Raw genomic sequence first — 19,962 nt, 5'->3', positions numbered from 1 at the left:
TCAGCGAGTTGTTGGACTCTACTTGGCCATGGCCGCGATGGATGCCGTCATGTCCTTGACAAAGGCATCTCTGGTCGGAGCAGCAACGCGGTCCAGAGAGAGGTAGGGGTTGAGGTCCTCAAGTTCGACGAGTAGGAGTTCGCCGGTTCGTGTGCGACACGCGTCGACGCGCTGAATGCCGTGGCTGACGTCGTTCCAGTCGATGAACCGCTGCGCGAACTCCAAATCGGCATCGGTCGGTTCGTAGGGTTCGAGCAGCCACCGTTGGTCGGCATGAGGCGCGTACAACGCGTACTGGAAGGTTTGATCGATGAAGTAGAACGAGACTTCGTACGCGAAATCGACCCGTGGCTGAACCAGCAGGTTGTCGTAGTCCAGGTCCTGCAGTTGCTCGCGCCGAACGAACTGCAGACCAACGGAGTCAGCGCCGAACTTCGGCTTGGCCACGTACTGGGCGGCCTGTGGCAGGCGTTCGATGTCCTGCAACCGATCAACGGTGGGGATGACGGGGTAGCCGGCTCCGTACAGATCCAGCAGGTACTGCTTGCCGGCCATGTCGGCCTTGCCGGTCAGCTCGGTAAAGACTCGAACACCCGCCTCGCGCGCACGAGCGCGGAACTCGTCGTGATGATCCTGGTAGTACAGGACGGGGCCGCTGTTGCGAACCACGACCACATCAAAGGAGCCCATCAACTCAACCGCATCCAACGGGTGGCACAGGGCGACGTCGAAGTGCTCCCGTAGTTGGGTTGACAAGAAGATGTCCTCGTCGCAGTAGCGACGCCCGCGCGCCTCGTATGCCAGATCGGTGACGTACAGGATGCGGGTTCTACGGGGTGGCACGACGTTCTCCTGTTGGTCGGGTGGGTGCAGTCTCGCCGGATCCTGCGCGAAGGAGTTTAGGCGGCGCGCGATGGGACTCGACCTGCCGCACGCCCACCGCATCTGCCGCCGCCCGGGCATATCGGCCCCCGGGGCCCAGCGTCACTCACCGTAGCCAGCCCCGTGGGCGTGGGTGACCTCCGGCCAGCATCGCGCGTGGGGCGCGCCGCACCGGCGACGATGGTTCCGTGCCCGGAGTTGGTGGCTTCTTCCGCTATCCTGTCGGCCGTGACGGCCTTCAATGCGGCCCTGCTGGCGGTGGACATCCTGCTCGCCGGCGCCTGTGTCGCCATGCTCGTGCTCGCCGCCGTCGTGCTCGTCCGCAGCCGACGCACCGGGACTGCCAGGCTGTTCGGTCGAGCGATGCATCGTCCTGGGCTCTGGGCATCGGCGGTGGTGTGCCTTGTTGTCGCCGGTCTGATGATGATGAGCAGCGAGTTCATGCCCGGCGGTTGGCAGAAGTCGACCTCAGTGATCTACGGCATGCTGTGGTTGGCCTTCCTCCTCCTGATAGTCACCCACTCGCTCAGCCAGCTAAGCGCTGAGCGTCGCCGCGCCCGTGAGCGGCAAGCCAGGCCGTGACGAGCGCCAGCGGGGACGGCCGCGGTCGCGAGCTGACGTGCCCGAACCTGGTGCTGCGGCCTGACGCCGCCGTGCTCGTCGGACTGCTGGCCGTGCTTGAAGGGTTCATCTGGGCAGACATGCGGGTCGAAGCACGGACAGAGGCGGGTTTATGGTGGCCAGATGCTTGACCTGGGCAGGCTAGACCTGGAGGAGATCGCCACCGCGCTCCAGGACCAGACCGACTACGAGCATCGATGGATGATCAACCCGCAGACCGGCGAGATCGGGTTCTGGACGACGGACGGCGGCATCGATGGGCACACGCCCATCGATTTGGACGACCTCGACCTGGTCGGTATTGATCCGCTGCCGTCCTACGTCTGGTACCAGGACATGGCCGACTTCGCCGAGAGGATCAGTGATGCGGCGGCCGGCCGCAGACTCGCGCGAGCGATCCAGGGCAAGGGCGCCTTCCGGCGGTTCAAGAACGAGTTGCATGAGGAGTATCCGCACCTACTGCCAGCGTGGTACGCCTTCAGCGGCGTGCGCGCAAAGCGGCGGGCTGTCGAATGGCTGGTCGACAACTCGCTGGTCGACGACGAAACGGGCGAGCGATTCGTGGCCGAGCACCCAGATCCCGGCCTTCCCTGAGCTGGCGCCCGCCCACGAACCAACATGCGCTACGCCCATGCCCGCAAGAACCTCGACCGGCACCCCAACTACATCCTGGCCCCGGAACCCCTTGGGACACGCGCACATGCCGCGAAGGACGCGCCCATCAGCGCGCGGGGCCGTCAACTAAACGGCTGGAGTATCTTCTCCAGCCCGGCACGCAGCTTACGCCGCGCCGCCGGTTTCACCGCGAGCCGGAACCGCAGCCAACCACCGACATCGGGGATCTCCAACTCGCTGGCAGCATCCTCGGTGAACTGCAGGGCCAGCTCGTCGTCGGACAGCGCCCACCCGCGGAGGCCAGCCTCCACCACACTGTGGGCGGGTTCGAAGCACACGGTGTGAGGCTCATCCTCCTGGGGGTCATGCTGGATGGCGATCCCGCGCCCGGTGCCATCAGCGTGCTCGGCCACCCAGACCGAGAAGATGCCGTCGACCGGCCCCGAACCAGCCAACCGGAGCGTGTCCGGCGGGCCGCCCGCGCACCACGGGCAGTCGATCGGCTCCGGCTCCGGCGGTACGGGTACCGCCCAGATCGCGTCGTCGAGCACGAACCTGCCCTGCCAAGCGCCCTCACTGTCCATCCACACCTGCACGATCCGTCGGCGTGGCCCTCGGTGCACCTGGTAGACCAGCCCGTCGACATCCACGTCACCGCAGTAGGTTGCACTGCCATGCCCGGAACGCGTGCCCAGCGGCGTGACGGTGTAGCCGTCACGGCCCGCGAGGAAGGACCAGTGCTCGACCGCTTCGCGGCGGCCCGGCTCGCCCTCCGCTGGCGCGCCCGACCGCGAGCTGAACAACAGGGTAGATAGGTCCGGCAGACGACTCAGCTCTGTCAGTTCCTCGTAAGTCGGCACGCCCCGAATGATAAAAGCCGATCCCCGGCGGCCCCGCTCCCGAGCACAGGGCGGTACGGCAGCGGGCTGCTCGCGTCGGCGTTCACTCTTCTGCCGCCGTCCGGGCGTACCGGCCCTTGGAGCCAATTGTCACTCACCGTAGCCGATCCCGAGGGCACGGGTGGCCGCACATGCCGATGTCCGGATGAAGCGTGGGCCAGCTAGTTAGGCCACGCCGGTCAGACGGAGGCGAGGAACGCCAGCACCCGCTCCATGAGCAGCGCGGACGCCTCCGGGTCGTACGCATCGAGCGAGGAGTCGACGAAGAGGTGCTGGTCGCCGGGATAGACGAACAGCTCGGCGGCCGCCGTGGAGCCGGCGAGCTCGCGTGCGGCCGGCAGGTCCTCGTCGAAGAACTCGTCGCCCTCCTTGCCGTGGATCTGCACCGGCACGCCCTCGGGCCACGCCTCTCCGAATTCGGCGACCGGGAGGCAGGATTCCATGAGCAGTGCCCCGCGGGCACCGGGCCGGGTCTGCGCGAGCCGCTGGGCGATCGTCACGCCGAAGGAGAATCCGGCGTAGACGAGCCCGGGGCCGAGTTCGTCGGCTGCGGCGATGCCGCGCTCCCGGATCGGGTCGAGCCCCAACTCTCGAGCGAATCCGAACCCCTCCTCGATGCTGCCGAACGTGCGGCCGTCGAACAGGTCGGGCGTGTGCACGGTGTGCCCGGCCTGTCGCAGGCTGTCGGCGAAGCTCCGGACCCCGTCGGTCAGGCCTTGGATGTGGTGGTAAAGCAGCACGTCGGTCACGGCGTTGAACTCCTTGCGAACGATCGAAATTTCTGGAACGTTCCGCGATGCTAGTCTGTTATGCCATGGCCGACAACCCGCCGGACTACGAGCTAGCCGACCGGATGGCGCTGACCAGACCGGACCAGGTGAAGGCCATCGGCCACCCGCTCCGCACGGTGATCCTGCAGCTCCTCCACGAGCGGGCCGCGACCGTGACCGAGCTCGCGGCCGCGGTCGAGCGCCCCAAGAGCACGGTCGCGCACCACGTGGACGTGCTTACCCGGACCGGCCTGCTCCAGGTGGTGCGCACGCGGAAGGTGCGGGCGATCGAGGAGCGCTTCTACGGGCGCACCGCGCGGATGTTCTACGTGGCAGCGGAGCCATCACCCGCTGGCGAACAGATGCCGGGCGACTTCAACGACTTCGAGGTGGCTGCACGCGAGTCCGCGAAGGCGTTCGAGCAGGGAAAGCTCTGGGGCTTCATCCGGCATGCGCGCATCTCGCAGGATCAGGCCTCTCAGTTCTGGGACCAGATGGCGGAGCTGGTTGATGAGTTCGACCGGATGCCGAGGTCCGGCGAAACCATGTACGGGTTCGCGATCGGCATCTATCCCACCGACCACCCGACCCTGCCAGCAGCGGAGTGAACACCTACTCGAGAATCGCGGACGGCCTGATCTATCCGCAACTTCCTCGCTGAGATCGACCCCGCCACCGGATACCTGAAGGAGTAGCTGAGCGGCACTGCCGATGCCGTACTGGTGGCTGGCGTGGGCGAATTCAGCGATTGACCGGCCGCACGGGGAGGGTGCTTGCTGTCCCGCCACGCCCGGCCTCAACCATCGCGGCGACGGGAGGCGTTCTAACGTGCGAGGGGGTGGGCATGACCGAGACGTTCCATCAGTTCCTGGTGCACCGGTCGCCGGCGCTGTCCCGGATGGCCTATCTGCTCACCGGTGATCATCAGCTGGCCGAGGATTTGTTGCAGACCGCCCTGGCCCGGACGTACCGGCACTGGCGACGGATCCACAGCGGCGACCCCGAAGCGTACGTGCGGCGGGTCGCCCCCGACCTGGTCGACCGAACGGCGGAGAGGAGCCCACGATGACCGCTCGACTTCGCGAGGTGCTGCACACCGCCGCGGCTGACGTCCCCGCGTACCCGGTCTACGAGCAGGCCCTCGCCACGGCCCGCCGCCACCGTCGCCGTACCGTGCTCTGGGCCGCTGCGGCGCTGGTGCTGCTCGCGCTGGCCGGGGCGGTGCTGCCGCTGGCCCGTACCCCCGCGGTCGGTCCGGCGGCCGACGCAGCCGCCGCGCTGCCCGACCGGGTCGGCGCGCCGCCCTTCGGCAGTCTGCACGCGACCGACCGGCCGCGACTCGGCCCCGCCTCGGTGATCTTCACAGGTCAGGCTCCCGGGCTGATGCATGGCGACGAGGGCAGCATCATCGCGGTCGTCGGTGCGGACGCCGATCGTTACCGGATCATCAAGGGCGAAAGGGAGGCGCTAGCCGGCGGGGACACGGTCCTGTCCCCCGACGGCCGTCGGGTCGCCTTCCGCTCCCTCAGCCTCACGCCCCGGGTGGAGATCGTCGACCTGGTCAGCGGGCGCAGCCGTACCGTCTCCAGCGGCGTCTCGGGCACGGTCCTGACCGGACCGCTCGGCTGGTCGCCGGACGGCCGGGCGCTGCTCGTCGGGGACGCCGTGCCGGCCAACCCGGAGCGCAGCGCCTACCGGGGAGTGGTGAGCATCGTCTGGCTGGACGGCGAGCGCCGGACCCGGCTGGCCGACGGGTCCGAGGGCTTCGCCTGGCCGGCATTCGCCCCGGACGGCGCACGGCTCGCCTTCCAGGCCGCACGGACGGTCACCGTCACCGACCTGGACGGCCGGCGGCTCTCCTCGTTCACCCTCGCGCCCGAGACGGAACTGGCCGGCAAGGGTGCCTGGAGCACCGACGGCCAGGCGTTGACGGTCACCCGGCGGGACGGCGACAGCTGGAGCCTGCGACGGGTCGACCCGAGCACCGGCCGCGACCTCGGCGCGACGGATAACCCGGCCGTCTCCGGGGTGACCGCCATCCGGCTGCTCGGGTGGGCAGCGGACGGGTCCGCGTGGGTCGTCGCCTACTACCCCGCGCCCGACGCGCCGGCCGCGTTCGACGCGCCCCTCGAGTTGGATCAGCGACTGGCGTACGGCAACGTGGGCACCGTCCGGGTGCTGACCCTCGGCCGGGGCGCGGATGTTCCCACCACCCTGCTCACCGCCCCACAAGACGTCGTGTCGATCGACGTTTCCAACGACGTGATCCGCAGCGGTCGCACTCGCGGCGCAAGCCCGCCTCACGGCGTGGGCCCCCGCTTCTGGTTCTGGGCGGTCCTCATCACCGTCCTGGTGGCCGGTTTCGCGGCGTACCGCAATCGCGAAGGGCTGGCCCTCTGGCTCGACAACCGGCGGGCCAGGCAAGCACGCCGACCGGGTGGGCGATCCTCAAGATCACAAAGGCTGGACAACACCCGCAACGGGCACGGCCGACCCTGGGATTAGAAGGAGATTACGGATGGCTGGGCCTTTGCTCGCCTGGTCGGGCTGTCCGTCGTTGTCGGACGGACTCGGTGTTGGCCGGCGGCCTTGGCTGTACGGATGGCGGTACAGCCGTTGGTCCTCGCGGTCGCTCCTGCCGTGCTTGCGCCGCTCGTTGAGCCGCCGCAACCTGCGGGGATACTGCCCGGCGCAGGACCGCTGCGGCTCTAGCAGTCTGCGTTGTCCGGGCGACCGTCGATGAGGACGATGAGGGTGCTGGTGTGCTCGGGTGTGCCGTCGGCCAGGCTGGTCAGGTCCAGCCAAGTGGTCATTCCGTTGATCGCCTTGCAGTACCTCAGAAAGGCCATGCCTGCGTCATGTTGGGAGATCAGGTAATGCCAGCCAGCAGCCTCGGCTTCCGGCCCGGCGAGGGCGACGAGTTCGTCGACGGTGTAACTGCGGTCGACGCTGTATTGACGCCAAACAGCCGCGAACTGCGGTCCTGCCGACTCTTCGCGGTTCTGCGGGACCCGGTGGTCGCAGGCGCGCGTGGTGGCCGTCTCCATGAGTAGCCGTCCGTCCGGTGGAGCCAGCGAGAATGCCGGGTCCTTCTGGTACGCCGTCACCGCCGCAGCTTGGTCGCTGGGAGGGAAATTGCAGCTCCACCAGGGCGTCACCTGGACCGTCATTGCCGCCAGCGCCAGCAGCACGGCCACCACGACGGCGCCGGCGACGATTCGGCCACGCCGTGACGAGGGGGCGGGATCCGCGTCGTTCATCGCCACTTCGTCGTCAAGCCGGGAAGCGCGGGGGTCGGTTTCGTTCATCAAGGATCTCCGGAGGGGAAGCCGCCGTCGTGAGGGCTCGGCCTTGTGGGCCTTGAATTTAGCGATGTTCTTCGTGTTACAGGAGGGCCTCGGAGAAACCTGGTCGCTTGGCCGAGTCGTGGTCGGTGACCGAGGCTGCGTCCAGGCGAGACGCGGGATAAGCGCCGTCGTCGGCGTTGGTCATTCCCGGTCAGTTGTGAGTGATCGGGTTCAGGGACCGGTGGTCATGGTGGTGGCGTTGCCGTTGGCGGGGGTGACGCGGACCTCGGTGGCCTCGGCGGGCAGCAGGGCTGCGTCTCGGCCGGCGTCGCGCTATTTCCCGGCGCCAATCCGGTAGCTGAGGGTTGCTCCCTCGGCGGCGACCAGGATGCCCTGCTCGTCCGGCAGCCGCAGCCGCACCGGAAGTGGATCCTTCCAGTCCGCGAACCCGCTGGCCGCGACTGTGAAGGGGTCGCCGTCGCGGGCGAGTAGCGCGACTACCCGGGATGGGTCGTCGTCGTACTGGATGGTTTGGAGCAGCAGTCGGCGTCCGTCCGGGGTGGCGCCTTTGATGTGCAAGAGGGGGGATCCGTGATTCGCATGGAAGCCGCCAACGTCGTAGTAGGCGTCGAGCACAGACATCTCAGGCATTTAGATGATCACGGGACCCGCAGATCAGCGTCCCCCTCAACATCTACGCGCATGTGGCCCCGGAGATCGCGCGGAAGCTGCGTCACTGCTGGAGAGGTCACGGCCGCCGTCGACGATTGCTGCTGGCTCGTATCCTGCGGGCCATGCCCGAAGACCCGCTCAGCTCGCGCCCCCCACTCAGGCGAGCGCCCCGTACGTTCATCACCGCGCTGCTGGTGTTCGGCGTGGTGGTGCCATCCGTCATCATCCGTGAGCTGGTCGAGGGCGCGATGGGCAGTGGCCCGCTCGCGGACCTCGGCTGGATCGCAGTTCCGCTGGCGGCGACCGCCTGGCTTGCGCCGCGTGCCTCCTACCGTCGCCGCGACGCACTGTGGTGGTTCATTAGCCCGGTCGGCCTCTACATCTTCGTGGTGATCGCTTGGCGGGTAGCCTTCCTGCCCTACCGCGACTGGCCGCCTCGACCCGATGAGGCATCTCGGGTCCGTTGGCTGCGCGACCGCCAACAGGCCGGGTTGTGGCACCTGACCGGGGCGGTCGCGACGCGCGATGCGGACCATCTGCGGACTGGCACAGTCCGCGGCGATCAGGTTGCCCACCTGGATCTACCTGCCCTAACCCCGGATGGCCTGGCCAGGAGGCGCGAGGAGCAGAGCGAAACACGCTGATGGCCCTGCGCGGCGTACCCTCCCAGGAAAGCCCCGCCGGAACCGAGAGAGGCAATGATGTCAGTCGCTCTCATCCCCCCGACCCTAAGGCGAACAGCCTCGCGGATCGGGCTCGTCGCAGCCGTAGTCGCGATGGCCTACACAGCGGGCGTCATACCGGCGCCCACTCGGATCACAGTGGACCACTGCTACGTGACCTATGACCGGTTGGAGAGGCAGCACAGCCGGTGCGTGGGGCACTGGAGCCGAGTGGGTCTTACCGCTTCAGGACCGGTGCACGGCACGCCCGTCAGCACGCGGTGGCAGGTGCTCACCACGGAGCCGGACGAGAACTACGAATGGGAAGTCACCGTCCCCGAAGCCTCACGTCATCACACCGCCCTCACTGTGCTGACGAGCGCACGGGTTACGCCATGGTCCATACAGGTCCTGCTGATGACGCTCACCGCCACGGCGGTCGCCTATCTCGCCTGGACGACTGCGGGCCGGCTGCGGCGACGAACGGCTGTCAGGTCCGACTCGCGTTCTCAAGCAGGATAGGGCCACCCGGCCAGACATGGGTCACGGTTCAACAGGTATGGACACGGGCTGAAATCGCTCGGCAGTCGACCCGCAATTGGTGCCCGCGTCATAGCGGTTCCAGATTCCCTGGGCCGAAAAGTCCCAGGGTCCGCTTACATAGCTGCTTTATGGACGACACCGGACGATGGGACATCGTTTGTCCGGGCACCTTGGATTGTCGCGCCACAGTTCCTGATTCCTGCTGTCGGCTAATTGTCACAACGGCACTGATCATCAGCTTGGCATCGCGCGGCGGCTGGTCCAAAATCACGACGGGTGGTGGTGTTGCGCTCACCGATCGTTCGAACGTCGTTGATGCACGACTACCGGCCCCTCTGCCTGCAGACGCGTACGAACCTGCCCAGCAACACCGATCGCCGCCTGTCAGAAGCCACCGGACACCGTTGTGGGACCAGCGCCGCTACGAGGAGCTGCTCCCTTGAGGAGGCCGTCCAACATGCTGTCGCCTACCTATCCCGGCGTCTACACGCAGGAGCAGCCTTCCGGTGTGCGGTCCATTGCCGGAGCCCCCACTTCGGTCGCCCTGTTCGTCGGGCCGACCCTTTCCGGCATCGACAACCGGCCGATCCGCTGTCTCAACTACGGGGACTTCGAGCGGAACTTCGGTGGTCTGTACGCCAAGAGTTCGCTGTCGTACTCGGTGCTGCACTTCTTCGCCAACGGCGGCGGCCAGGCCTTCGTGCTGCGCCTGCCGGCGAAGAAGGCCAAGCCGGCGAAGTCCACCCTGCTGCGCGACGGAACCGGAAACTCGGTCACGCTCACCGCACTCAGCTCGGGTGCCGCCAGTAACTCAATCTTCATCGAGGTGGACCCCTTCGACATCGACGCGTACCCGTTCTCGACCACGCCGGCCCACGACAAGAAGCGCTTCAATCTCACCATCGCCGACGCCATCACCGGCCGGGTGGAGCGCTTCACCAACCTGACGACCGCCGCCGGCAATACGCGCACGGCCAACACGGTGGTCAACGATCCGACCACCGGATCCAAGCTGGTGACGCTGACCCTCGACGGCAAGGACGCCGAAGGGCCGAAGGCCACCGGGTCGATCTACGCCATCAGCAAGATGCCCACCGAAGGCAAGTTCACCGCCGATGTCAAGCTCCAGGTTTCGGTGACCCGACGCGCCGCCAATGGGGGCAACGACAACGGCACCTCGATCACCAACCTCAACGTGACCGTGTTCGCGGCGGGCGCCGCCATGCCCACCAGTCCGCTCGAGCTGGTGACCCGCCTGGTTGCGGCCCTGAACGAGGCGATCCGAGCCCAGCCCGCCGAGGCGGCGAAGCTGGGCGGGGCGGCGATCGAGGGAGCGGTGTTCGAGCGCGGCACGCTGATGCGGCTCAAGCTGACGCCGCCCTCCGGCGCTGTCGGCTCGGAGCGCATCCACGACGCCACGGTCACCATCAAGGAGCCGAGCGGCCAGACGACGGTCAAGGACACGTACGGCATCGACACCGCGAAGGCTGACAATCCCTCCCGCTACCTGCTCGGCCAGAAGTACGACGCCTCGCTGGTCACCGGCGAGACGGCCGGCGACAACGGCGAGTCGCACGGGCAGCCCGAGTCGGCCGCGTTCAAGGCAGTCATCACCGGCCTCGAGACGCCCGATCCGTTCTTCAACCTGCTGTGCCTTCCGGACCTCGTACGCCCGTCGACGACCGATCCTAAGGCGCTGCACCACACGAACGCGGCGACGGTGTACGCGGAGGCGGACCGGGTGTGCGCGAAGAAGTTCGCCTTTCTCCTCGTCGACCCGCCGCCGGACACCATCGACGTCGGCACGGCCGAGGCGTGGAAGACGACGAAGTTCCTGTTCTCGTCCAGCCACTCCGGCGCGTGGTTCCCGCACATCCGGGTCGACGACCCCCTCGAACCGGGCGCGATCATGTCGCATCCGCCGTCGGGCGCGGTCGCGGGCGTCATCGCGCGGACGGATGCCCGGGTCGGCGTCTGGCAGGCGCCGGCCGGCACCGACGCCACCCTCGCCGGCGTCTACGGCCCGGCGGTGGAACTCTCGGACGAGGAGCACGGCCTGCTCAACCCGGTCGGCCTCAACGTGATCCGGCGGTTCCCCATCTATCAGACCGTGGCGTTCGGCTCCCGCACGGTGGAGGGCGCCAACGTGCTGGGCAGCCAGTGGAAGTACATCCCCGTGCGCCGGACCGCGGACTACATCCTGCGCTCGCTGTCGGAGTCGTTGCGGTGGGCGGTCCACAAGCCCAACGGCGAGGACCTCTGGTCTCAGCTGCGGGTGAGCTGCACGGCCTTCATGCACGGCCTGTTCCGGCAGGGGGCGTTCAAGGGCATCTCCGCGCGCGAGGCCTACTTCGTCGCTTGCGACGCCTCCACCACCCCCCAGGCCGACATCGACCAGGGCATCGTCAACATCCTGATCGGCTTCGCCCCGCTGAAGCCGGCGGAGTTCGTCGTCATCACCCTGCGCCAGATCGTCCAGCCGACCGCGTGACGGGAGACGAATGATGGGACAGTTCTCGGTCAACGCTCAGCGGCTCGACCCGTACAAGAACTTCAAGTTCCGGGTGAAGTGGGACGGCCGGTACGTCGCCGGCGTCTCCAAGGTGTCGCTGCTCAAGCGAACCACCGAGGTCGTCAAGCACCGAGCCGGCGGCGACCCCTCGACGTCGTACAAGTCCCCGGGCCGCACGGAGTACGACGCGATCACGCTGGAGCGGGGAGTGACCCACGACCAGGACTTCGAGCAGTGGGCCAACAAGGTCTGGAACTTCGGCTCGGGGCCCGGCGGCGAGGTGTCGCTGGCGGACTTCCGCAAGGACATCATCATCGATCTGCTCAACGAGGCCGGGCAGGTCGTGCTGAGTTACGCCGTCTACCGGTGCTGGGTGTCGGAGTACCAGGCGCTGCCCGACCTGGACGCCAACGCCAATGCGGTGGCCATCGCCAAGCTCAAGCTCGAGAACGAGGGTTGGGAACGCGACTACGCGGTGGTCGAGCCGGCCGAGCCCAGCTTCGTCGAGCCGTGACCGTCGCCATGTCAGAGCCGAGCGCCCGCAGCCGGGGGCCGAACGCGCGGGATCTCGCGCGGCTGTGGCCCCTCGGCCGCAGCCGTGGTGCCGGCCCACGGGTCGGTGCCCTGCTGGTGCGGCTGGACGGCGAACAGGCGCGCCGCGACGCGCTCGGCGTCCAGAACCAACGCATGCTCGCACTGCACCGGGACATCGTCGGACGGCCCATCGAGGCCGTCGTCGGATGCCCCGGCTGCAATGCCGAGAACGAGTTCGTGGTGCCGGTCGAACAGATCTGCGCGCTGCCCAAGCCCTCGCCGGAGGCGGCGGTCCGGCTGAAGGTCGGGGACTCCGAGGTACGGTTCCGGCTCCCCACGGTGGCGGACCTGGAGGTGCTGGCCGGCTCGTCGTACGCCGCCGGCATCCAGCGGCTGGCTGCGCGCACCTGCCTGGAGAGCGACCCACCGAGCCTGGGGGCGGCGGACCTGGCCCGACTCGCGCAGGAGTGGGAGGCCCTCGACCCTGCCGGCTCGATCCGGGTCGACCTGAACTGCGCGGAGTGCGCCCGGCCGATCGCCGCGAACGTCGACCCCGCCGAGTTCGTGGCTCGCGACCTGGACCGGACGGTCGAGAGCCTGCTGCGCGAGGTGGACGTCATCGCCCGCGCCTACGGCTGGAGCGAGGACGCCATCCTCGGCCTGGCCGCCGAGCGCAGGCGGTGGTACGTCGAACTCATCGGCTTCTCCCCCAGGTCGCCCGGCCGCCCGCTCGCGGCGGTGGCGCGATGAGTGGCTACCTCGACGCGCTCGCGCGGGCCGCCAGGCTGGCGGGTCGGGGGGACACCGAGGACCCGGACGACACCGGGGGCGCCGTGTCGCTGGTGCCCGCTCTTCCCCGACCCCGGCCGACGTTCGAGCCGGTGTGGGGCGAGCCCGAGACCCCCGCGTGGCCCGACCTCGAGGAGGTCGTCGAGACGGAAACCCTGCCCCCGGACCCCGTGCGGGGCACCGTCGTGGCCCAGGCGGGAGCGCCCGCGGCGGTGCGCGCGTCAGAGCGGCCCGAGGCCGGCGCCACGACCGATCTCGACCGGGCTCGCCCGACGTACACCGCCGAGGCCGGCCCGGGACGGTGGGATCGGACGGTGGCCCAGCCTGACCGCGTCGGTCGGTTCATCTCCGATGCCGGCAAGGCGGAGGATGCGGGCGTTGCTCTCCCGCAGCCGCCTGCCGGGATGGTCCGCGGCGCGCCGGACGAGCCCACCATCAGTCGGACGCCCCGGGCTGAGTCACCGGTCCAGCCCACCGAAGGGAACAGCGCGACTCAGCCGGAGGCTTCCTGGCGACCATCGGCCGAGGCCGCCGATCGAGCGGTGGCGGGTCAGTCGGACGCAGCGGCGCAGCGACCGGTGACGCCGTCCGCCACGGACCAGGACGGCGGGGAGCCCCGGCTGTGGGCCCGGGCCGAGGCTTACCCAGCACCGGCGTCCCCCCTGGCCGCAGTGACCGCAGCGGACGAGCGCCCGGCCGACGGGTCCCGGCAACCGGTGGTCATCGAGATCGGCCGGATCGAGGTACGGATCGCGGCGGAAGCTCCGGCGCCGCCGCGACGTGAGCGCCCCCCTCCGCCGCGGACCGGCCCGACCCTGGCCGAGTACCTCGAGGGCCTCCCGGGCGCGGGAGGGCGGTAGGCATGACCGCGCACTTCGCCATCCCCGCCACCACCTTCGTGCTGCGGGAGATCGTGCAGGAACGACTCAAGATCGCGTACGGCGACCTCACCGCGCCCACCGTCTCGATCGAGCCGCCGCCCCGCCCCCCGGCCACGCCGGCGAACCCGGGAGCGAACCAGCCCGAGCCGGCCGGCATCCACCTCTTCCTGCACCACGCCGCACCCAACCCGGCCTGGCGGAACATGTACGAACCCCACGTCAGCTCGACCGGGCACCGGGTGAGCCGGTCGCCGCTGGCCGTGGACCTGCACTACATGCTGGCGGTGACCGGCGCGGACCTCGAACGCGAGGTGCTCCTCGGCCTGGGGATCGCCGCCCTCACCCGCCACGGCATCGTCCCGCGCCCGAAGATCGCATCGATCCTGACCTCGATCACGGTGCCGGACCCGGCCGCCAAACTGCTCGACAAACTCACCGCCGAGCCGCTCCACGACTCGAACACACAGCCCGAGCAGATCACGATCTCGCAGGCGTCGGTCGACCTCGACCTGTCCACCAAGATCTGGTCCGCGTTGCAGTCACCGCTGCGTCCCTCCGCGTATTTCCTTGTGACGACCGTGTTCCTCGACGTCGGGGACAGTTACCCCGCGCCCGCGCAGGTGGAGCAGGCGGTGGTGAAGGTACGCCCGGCCGCCGACCCCGCGTCGTCGCTGCCTCTCGACACGCTCTCGACGACGGGTACCTCGTCATGACGTCCCTGGAGCCGGGCTTTCCGGCACTCGCGGAGGCGGTGTCGCTCGCGGCGTTGGCCAGGGTGACGGGCGCCGTGACCGCGGATGACGGCGACCCGGTCACCGGCATCGCCGGAGATGCCTTCGCTCCCCTTTGGGACTGGCTCGAGGGCGAGGGCGGCGGCGACGTGTCGGTGCTGCGGTTGCACGCGGGCTTCGGGCTGTCGCGGGCGGAGCTGGCCCTGGTGGCCCTGCTCTTCGCCGCGGGAACCTCCGAGGTCGTCGCCCGCGCCTGCGCCGATGCGGTCGTGGCGACCGGTGGGGTGGCGGGCGGTGGGCTGCCGCTCTGGCTGGCCTGCCGGGCGGTACCCGGTCTGGACCCGGGCGCGCTCGCGGCGTCCCGGCCGTTGACGCGGTTCGAGATGGTGCTCGCCGACGCCCCGGCGCCACGGATCGAGTCGCGGCTGACCCTGGCGGCGCCGCTCGTCGACCGGCTGCTCGGCCACGAGGTGGTCGATCCCGTGCTGGCGGCGCGTATCGGCCCGGTGCCGTCGGCCGCAGATCCGACGGGCGAGCCGGATCCGCTGGCCCCCGCGATCGCCCGCGCCCTCGCCGCGGCGGCGCGCGGGCCGCTCGGCCTGCCCCCGCTCGTCATGGCCCCCGGCGTACGCGTCGACGACCTCGGGCGGGCGCTGCGCTCGTTGGGCCTGCTGCCGTGCCGACTGGCCGTCGCGGACATCCCCGAGGACCCGGCGGAGCGTGAGCGCCTCGCGCTGCGGTGGAGCCGGGAGGCGGCGCTCGACGCCGCAGCCCTGATCCTGCACGACACCGACGCATCCCGGTCCGGGGACGGGGTGGCCGCCTTCGCCGACCGGGTGCTGGGCCACGTTCTCCTGGTTGCCCCGCAGCCGCCGGACGGCCTGTCCCGCGGGGTCCACACACTGCCGCCGGCCCGCGACGATCCGGCGTCGGCACGCCGCCGCTGGGCAGCGGCACTCGGACCGGCGCGGACGCGCCGCGTGGGCGCGGGACTCACCCGCGTCGCCGCGCAGTTCCGGCTGGACGGCGGCGCCGTGGACGCGGCTGCCGCGATGGCTGCGGCCGACATCGAGGCGGCCGGGGACGAGAGCGCCGCCACGGCGGCGTTGTGGCACGCGGCCGCCCGGGCCACGATCCCGGAACCGTTGCCGGGTGTGCGGATCGTCGAGCCGGCGTACCGCTGGGACGACATCGTGCTGCCCGCCCAGACCGAGGCTGCCCTGCGGCGTATCGAGCTGCACGTGCGCCACGCGGCGCGGGTCTTCGACGACTGGGGGTTCGCCGAGCGGATGGGCGGACGCGGCAGCTGGCGCGGTCGGGGGGTCGCCGCCCTGTTCGCCGGGCCCTCCGGGACCGGCAAGACGATGGCCGCGGAGGTGCTGGCCGCGTCGCTCGACCTGCGGGTCATGGCGATCGACCTCAGCCGGATCATCTCCAAGTACGTGGGCGAGACCTCGAAGAACATCGCCAGCGTCTTCGCACAGGCCGAGCGCTCCGGCGCGGTCATGGTGTGGAACGAGGGTGACGCCGTGTGGGGGACGCGTGGCGGCGTCAGCAACGCCGTCGACCGACACGTCAATGCCGAGGTCGGTGATCTCCTGCAGCGCATCGAGGAGTTCTCGGGCTTCACCGTGGTCACCACGAACCTGCGCCACGCCATCGACCCGGCGTTCTTGCGGCGGTTCCGGTTCGTGATCGACTTCCCGATGCCGTCGGAGGCAGAGCGGCTACGGCTGTGGAGTCACGCGTTCCCCCCGGCGGCCCCGGTCGAGATCCTCGACTGGTCGTCGCTGGCTGCCCTTCCGCTGACGGGCGGTTCGATTCGCAACGTGGCCCTGGGCGCCGCCTTCCTCGCCGTCGAAGCGGGGACGGCGGTGGGCCGGGAGGTGATCGAGGCCGAGCTGGCCGAGGAGCTGCGCAAGCAGAACCTGCCGGTGCCACGGCTGACCTGGGCGGACGCGCGATGACGGCGGCACCAGCACCCGTGCGCGTGCGGATCGGCACGCTCCGGGTGACCGCGGCCTCCGGGATCGAGGCGCGCCGACTGGCCGAGGCGCTGCCCGCCGCAATCGAGCGGGCCCTGGCGGCGTGGCCGGACGAGCCGCCTGAGCGCACCCGCTCCGCAGCCATCCGGCGCCAGGAGCAGGTGGCCGATCACCTCGCCGACCAGATCATGCGCGCCGTCCGGGCGGCGCTCGACTCCGGAGGTGGGCAGCGATGAGACAGCTCGCCCAGGCCGTGCGGCCCGCCGTGCGCAGCCGGACCGCCGCGCCGGCCGCCCGCCCGGCGGAGAGTTCGACGCCGCGCCCCTCGTTCCTGCCGTCGACCCAGCAACCGCCGGCCCTCGCCCAACCCGGGCGGCCTCTCCCCGCGCCGCTGCGCACCGAGATGGAGCGGGGGTTCGGGCAGGACCTGGGGCACCTGCGCGTGCACGACGGCGGTTCGGCGCAGCTCGCCGCCGCGCGACTCGACGCCCGCGCCTTCTCGTTCGGCGACCACGTGGTCTTCGCCGGAGGCGAGTTCCGCCCGGACACGCCCGAGGGGCGCGGCCTGCTCGCCCACGAGATCGCGCACGCGCTGCAGGGTGGCGCGCCCGACGACGCCCGCGCGGAGGCCGAGGCCGACGAGGCCGCCCGGGCCCTGGCCGCGGGCCGGCGCCCGACCGTCATTCGTCGGCCCGGGCCGCCGCGGATCCACCGGGCCGCGCGCGCCGCCGCGCCCCCGCCCTCGGTGCCCGCACCCACCTCTGCGTCCGCCCCGGGCCCCGCCGGCGTCCCCCAGACCGCGCCCCCACAGCCCGCGACGGCGGCGGGCCCGGCACTGCGCCTGCCGCCCGGGCTGGAGATCATCACCGACGAACCCGCCGGACTCGGCACGACGGAACTGATCGTCAAGGCCACCTCCTTCACCCTGCCGCTCGAGAAGGGAGCGGGGCCGTGGGTGCAGAAGGCGTACGACGACGCGGCAGCCGGCGGCCGTCTGGTGTTCACGCCGATCATCCAGGGCAACAGGGTCGCGGCGTACAAGGAAGGAAGCGAGTCCTACAAGGACATCTGGCTGGGGAACTTCGGGTTTCCCACGACGAAGGCGCTGTCCTCGGCGTTCACCGCCGCCAAGAACGACGACGTCAAGCAGAGCCTGGCGGACCCGGCCGTCAAGGCGGTCGTCGCAGGACTGGGATCGGACCTCAAGACAGCCAAGTGCGACATCGACCACATCGTCGAGAAGCAGATGGGCGGCACGTCGATCCCGTCGAACCTGCAACTGCTCACCAGTTCGAAGAACCAGGCCTCGGGGCGGGAGACGTACCGGGCCCTGGTCGAGATCGTCAACCAGATCCGCGACCCGTCCATGCGCGGGCCGAACGTCCGCAAGCTGCAGATCCAGATAGCCACGGCAACGGTGCCCGCCGGGGCGACGGACCCGAGCTTCGTCATCGAGAAGCACCTGCGCGACGGCCACGTGGTGGGCTCCGACGCGGTGAAGGCCAAGGCCGAGGGCAAGCCGGTCGCCCTCTCAGCCGGCGGCCAGGGCGAGACAGTGTCCGTGCGCGACACCGGCAGCACGCCGCTGGACGGCATGTCGAAGCGAATCGTCCCGGGAATGCGGCTGAGCACGTACAAGCGCGGCGCCGGCGGGGCAGGCAGCAAACGGGACACGGTCGAGGGAGAGCTGGACAGCCGTGCCGTGTCCCGGACGGGGGCCGACTCGAAGATCCAGCTCTCCGCCGAGCTGGCCCCGCCGGCCGCAGGAACTCCGGCGGCCGTCGCGCAGCCGGCCGCAGGCGCGGGTGCGCCCGATCCGGCCGCCTCCCCACCGGGCGAGGCCAGGGTCCTCAAGCTCGACAAGGCGAAGAACTCCAAGATCGCCTTCTACTACCCGTACCTCAGCCCCGGCACGCTCACCACGCTCGCCCTCGACGAGCAGGGCAACCTGAGCGGCGAGGGCACCATCAGGTCCTCCGTCCCGTTCCTCGGCACCCTCAACGTCCGCTACAGCAAGGACGAACTGCGGCTCGTGGCGCCCATCCCGGCCGACAAACTGGTCACACCGCTGCCCGGGGCGTTCCGCTTCACCGGCGGGGAGCTGGCGCTACAGCTCTCCCCCGAGCTGGTCCCCAGCGGCCAGCTGACCTTCTCCATCGGACCGGCCGCGAAGCCGATCATGCTCGGCGACCTCACGGTGAAGATGGCCGGGGGCGCGCTGGTCGCCACGGGCACGCTCACCCCGGGCGGCAAGATTCCCGGCATCACCGCGGCCGCGGGCGTCGTGGAATGGAACTCGGAGACGGGCTGGTCCGGCAAGATCACGGCGACGTCGTCCTCCATCCCGCGATCCACGGCGAACGTCGAGATCGGCTTCGCCATGACGGGCGGGAAGTTCGACCCGTACGCTTCGGGCGGCATCGACACCCAGGTGCGCGGCACCGCCATGCACCTGGGGGCGCGCTGGGACGGGCAGGGCCTGAGCTACCACGGCTCCGTCGTCGTACCCAAGCCGCTGCCCCTGGTCGACAGCGTCAAACTGGGCGGCCGGTTCAGCGACCGCGGCCTGTGGCTCGAGGGCGACGCGGCGATCGTCTGGAAGAGCATCTCCTCGACGATGCACGTGCAGTACTCCCGCAAGGCCGAGGACGAGGAGGGCCACTTCGCCGGCTCGGCGACGATCGTGGTCAAGACCCCGAAGGCCGACGGGTCGCTGGCGCTGACCTTCGACGAGGACGGCTACCGGGGCAAGGGAACGATCGGCTACCAGGTCACCAAGAACCTGCGGCCCGTCCTCGGCGTCGAGTTGACCAAGGACCATCGGGTCAAGGTCAGCGGCGAGGTCGCGGTCGGCGACATCGCGCTGACCAAGATGTGGCCCTCGCCGGAGGGCGGCAAGATCCCGATCATCAAGGGCCTCGGGGTGAAGTTCAGCATCCCGACGCCCGTTCCCGCGGTGACCGCGTACGGCGAGATCCGCGGCTCCCTCGGCCTGGGCTACGGCGTCGGCCCGGTCATGCTCAAGGGCGTTGTCTTCAAGGGCGAGCTCTACCCGCTCGAGGACGACCCGCAGGTCAAGGCGAAACTCACCGGCGCGTTCGCCGTGCCGGCGTACGGGGAGCTGTACGGCACCTTCGGCGCGTACATCGGCCTGGAGGTCGCGCTCGGCGCGGTCGGGGCGAAGGGCGGCATCGAGATCACGCCGAGGTTGCGTATCTCCGGCGAGGGCGGGGTGGCGGTCGACGCCGACTACGACTCCGGCGGATTCAGCTTCAGCGCGGAGGCGTACGCGGTCGGCCGCCTCACCGCCTCCGCCGCGGTGGACCTCGCCGCGGACCTGTACGCGGCGTGGGGGCTGTTCTCCCACCACTGGACCTACCAGGTCGGCTCGGTGAGCGCGCAGATCGGCCCGGAGATCCGGTTGACGCTCGGCCGGATCGCGTACGCCAAGAACGGCGAGATCACCTGGCCGAACCTGTCCCAGATCAAGGCGGAGCCGGAATCCATCGACCCCCTCGAGGTCGTCAAGGACATGATGCGGCGCGGCGAGGCCCGCGAGACGTGAGGGAAGGGGAGATC

The 19,962-nt window shown here is 70.0% G+C and carries 18 protein-coding genes and 1 pseudogene; 14 read left to right on the top strand and 5 right to left on the bottom strand.

The features are described 5' to 3' along the window. Window positions 1-18 precede the first annotated feature (18 nt). Window positions 19-843, bottom strand: coding sequence for a hypothetical protein (locus tag ACNAVT_RS24250; RefSeq protein WP_416299455.1), 825 nt, complete (start codon window positions 841-843; stop codon window positions 19-21). Between the two features lie 267 nt (window positions 844-1,110). Here ACNAVT_RS24250 and ACNAVT_RS24245 point away from each other — a divergent pair, with 267 nt between their 5' ends. Then, on the top strand, window positions 1,111-1,464 hold the full coding sequence (locus ACNAVT_RS24245) for a hypothetical protein (protein ID WP_416299454.1): 354 nt from the start codon (window positions 1,111-1,113) through the stop codon (window positions 1,462-1,464). A 162-nt stretch (window positions 1,465-1,626) separates the two neighbouring features. Next, complete coding sequence (locus ACNAVT_RS24240) at window positions 1,627-2,097, top strand: UPF0158 family protein (RefSeq protein WP_416299453.1); 471 nt, start codon at window positions 1,627-1,629, stop codon at window positions 2,095-2,097. A 143-nt stretch (window positions 2,098-2,240) separates the two neighbouring features. Here the strand turns inward: ACNAVT_RS24240 and ACNAVT_RS24235 are convergent, their stop codons facing one another. Further along, the gene (locus ACNAVT_RS24235) at window positions 2,241-2,978 is read right to left on the bottom strand and encodes a hypothetical protein (protein WP_416299452.1); all 738 of its coding nucleotides are present in this window, start codon (window positions 2,976-2,978) and stop codon (window positions 2,241-2,243) included. 218 nt (window positions 2,979-3,196) lie between these two features. Beyond that, complete coding sequence (locus tag ACNAVT_RS24230) at window positions 3,197-3,766, bottom strand: dienelactone hydrolase family protein (protein WP_416299451.1); 570 nt, start codon at window positions 3,764-3,766, stop codon at window positions 3,197-3,199. A 65-nt stretch (window positions 3,767-3,831) separates the two neighbouring features. Between ACNAVT_RS24230 and ACNAVT_RS24225 the strand changes: the two genes are divergently transcribed. The 3 genes and pseudogenes from ACNAVT_RS24225 (at window position 3,832) to ACNAVT_RS24215 (ending at window position 6,292) form a co-directional block, all read left to right on the top strand. Continuing rightward, window positions 3,832-4,395 (top strand): ArsR/SmtB family transcription factor, encoded by a 564-nt coding sequence (locus ACNAVT_RS24225; RefSeq protein WP_416299450.1) that lies wholly within the window; start codon window positions 3,832-3,834, stop codon window positions 4,393-4,395. A gap of 236 nt (window positions 4,396-4,631) precedes the next feature. After that, a pseudogene (locus ACNAVT_RS24220) lies at window positions 4,632-4,811 on the top strand (sigma factor); the annotation flags it as partial. Window positions 4,812-4,852: 41 nt separating this feature from the next. Further along, the gene (locus ACNAVT_RS24215; RefSeq protein ID WP_416299449.1) at window positions 4,853-6,292 is read left to right on the top strand and encodes a TolB family protein; all 1,440 of its coding nucleotides are present in this window, start codon (window positions 4,853-4,855) and stop codon (window positions 6,290-6,292) included. A gap of 203 nt (window positions 6,293-6,495) precedes the next feature. Here ACNAVT_RS24215 and ACNAVT_RS24210 read toward each other — a convergent pair whose 3' ends face one another. Together ACNAVT_RS24210 and ACNAVT_RS24205 are read right to left on the bottom strand one after the other, a co-directional pair. Beyond that, window positions 6,496-7,095 carry a hypothetical protein gene (locus ACNAVT_RS24210; RefSeq protein ID WP_416299448.1) on the bottom strand — a complete coding sequence of 200 codons (600 nt, stop codon included), beginning with the start codon at window positions 7,093-7,095 and terminating at the stop codon, window positions 6,496-6,498. A gap of 312 nt (window positions 7,096-7,407) precedes the next feature. After that, the gene (locus tag ACNAVT_RS24205) at window positions 7,408-7,716 is read right to left on the bottom strand and encodes a hypothetical protein (protein ID WP_416299447.1); all 309 of its coding nucleotides are present in this window, start codon (window positions 7,714-7,716) and stop codon (window positions 7,408-7,410) included. 152 nt (window positions 7,717-7,868) lie between these two features. On the opposite strand from ACNAVT_RS24205, the gene ACNAVT_RS24200 reads away from it, so the two are divergent. The 9 genes from ACNAVT_RS24200 (at window position 7,869) to ACNAVT_RS24160 (ending at window position 19,948) form a co-directional block, all read left to right on the top strand. Next, entirely contained in the window at window positions 7,869-8,390 is a 522-nt protein-coding gene (locus tag ACNAVT_RS24200; RefSeq protein ID WP_416299446.1) for a hypothetical protein, read from the top strand. A 1,018-nt stretch (window positions 8,391-9,408) separates the two neighbouring features. Then, complete coding sequence (locus tag ACNAVT_RS24195; RefSeq protein ID WP_416299445.1) at window positions 9,409-11,442, top strand: phage tail sheath family protein; 2,034 nt, start codon at window positions 9,409-9,411, stop codon at window positions 11,440-11,442. A 13-nt stretch (window positions 11,443-11,455) separates the two neighbouring features. Continuing rightward, on the top strand, window positions 11,456-11,977 hold the full coding sequence (locus ACNAVT_RS24190; protein WP_416299444.1) for a phage tail protein: 522 nt from the start codon (window positions 11,456-11,458) through the stop codon (window positions 11,975-11,977). An 8-nt stretch (window positions 11,978-11,985) separates the two neighbouring features. Beyond that, complete coding sequence (locus ACNAVT_RS24185; protein ID WP_416299443.1) at window positions 11,986-12,747, top strand: hypothetical protein; 762 nt, start codon at window positions 11,986-11,988, stop codon at window positions 12,745-12,747. After that, window positions 12,744-13,646: a hypothetical protein gene (locus ACNAVT_RS24180; protein WP_416299442.1), complete on the top strand. Its 903-nt coding sequence runs from the start codon at window positions 12,744-12,746 to the stop codon at window positions 13,644-13,646. The genes ACNAVT_RS24185 and ACNAVT_RS24180 overlap by 4 nt, the downstream gene beginning before the upstream one ends. 2 nt (window positions 13,647-13,648) lie before the next feature. After that, window positions 13,649-14,380, top strand: a complete 732-nt coding sequence (locus ACNAVT_RS24175; RefSeq protein ID WP_416299441.1) for a DUF4255 domain-containing protein — start codon at window positions 13,649-13,651, stop codon at window positions 14,378-14,380. Continuing rightward, the gene (locus ACNAVT_RS24170) at window positions 14,377-16,365 is read left to right on the top strand and encodes an ATP-binding protein (RefSeq protein WP_416299440.1); all 1,989 of its coding nucleotides are present in this window, start codon (window positions 14,377-14,379) and stop codon (window positions 16,363-16,365) included. The genes ACNAVT_RS24175 and ACNAVT_RS24170 overlap by 4 nt, the downstream gene beginning before the upstream one ends. After that, window positions 16,362-16,619, top strand: a complete 258-nt coding sequence (locus tag ACNAVT_RS24165; protein ID WP_416299439.1) for a hypothetical protein — start codon at window positions 16,362-16,364, stop codon at window positions 16,617-16,619. The genes ACNAVT_RS24170 and ACNAVT_RS24165 overlap by 4 nt, the downstream gene beginning before the upstream one ends. Beyond that, entirely contained in the window at window positions 16,616-19,948 is a 3,333-nt protein-coding gene (locus ACNAVT_RS24160; RefSeq protein WP_416299438.1) for an eCIS core domain-containing protein, read from the top strand. The genes ACNAVT_RS24165 and ACNAVT_RS24160 overlap by 4 nt, the downstream gene beginning before the upstream one ends. Window positions 19,949-19,962 lie beyond the last annotated feature (14 nt).

The organism is Micromonospora sp. SL4-19 (assembly GCF_047921475.1).
Lineage (GTDB): Bacteria > Actinomycetota > Actinomycetes > Mycobacteriales > Micromonosporaceae > Micromonospora.
Note: the sequence above shows the minus strand (reverse complement) of the source record. Positions and strands in the feature narration are given on the sequence as shown.